Below are 590 nucleotides of genomic sequence, written 5' to 3'. Positions count from 1 at the left end.
GACGACGTACTCATGGCCGTCTGCGACGGGCTCAAGGGCCTACCCGACGCGGTCGGGCAGGCCTGGCCCCGCACCGTGGTCCAGACCTGCGTGATCCACCTGCTGCGTAACAGCTTCCGCTACGCCGCCCGCCAGCACTGGGATCCGATCGCCAAGGCGCTGCGGCCGGTCTACACCGCCCCGACCGAGGCCGCGGCCACCGAACGGTTCCTCGAGTTCGCCGAAGCCTGGGGCGGGAAGTATCCGGCGATCGTCCGGCTGTGGGAGAACGCCTGGGCCGAGTTCACCCCGTTCCTCGCGTTCGACGTCGAGATCCGCCGGGTCATCTGCTCCACCAACGCCATCGAGAGTGTCAACGCCCGGATCCGCCGGGCCGTGCGCGCCCGCGGCCACTTCCCCAACGAGACCGCCGCCCTGAAATGCATCTACCTGGCGGTCATGAGCCTCGACCCCACCGGCCAGGGCCGCCGACGCTGGATCATCCGCTGGAAGAGCGCTCTCAACGCCTTCGACATCGCCTTCGACGGCCGGCTCACCACCGGCCGCAAGTAGATCCACTAACCCAGTTACACCGTTATCTTGACAGTCCC

1 protein-coding gene is annotated in these 590 nt (G+C 68.1%); it reads left to right on the top strand.

What is annotated here, in order from left to right; translation table 11 throughout:
- On the top strand, positions 1–552 hold a 552-nt coding region (locus G6R24_RS21285), incomplete at its 5' end, for an IS256 family transposase (protein WP_192029234.1).
- Positions 553–590 lie beyond the last annotated feature (38 nt).

Origin of the sequence: Candidatus Frankia nodulisporulans, assembly GCF_902806475.1 — a bacterium.
Classification (GTDB): domain Bacteria; phylum Actinomycetota; class Actinomycetes; order Frankiales; family Frankiaceae; genus Frankia; species Frankia umida.
The sequence above is the reverse complement of the archived record's forward strand: the minus strand, read 5'-3'. Positions and strand labels throughout refer to the sequence as shown.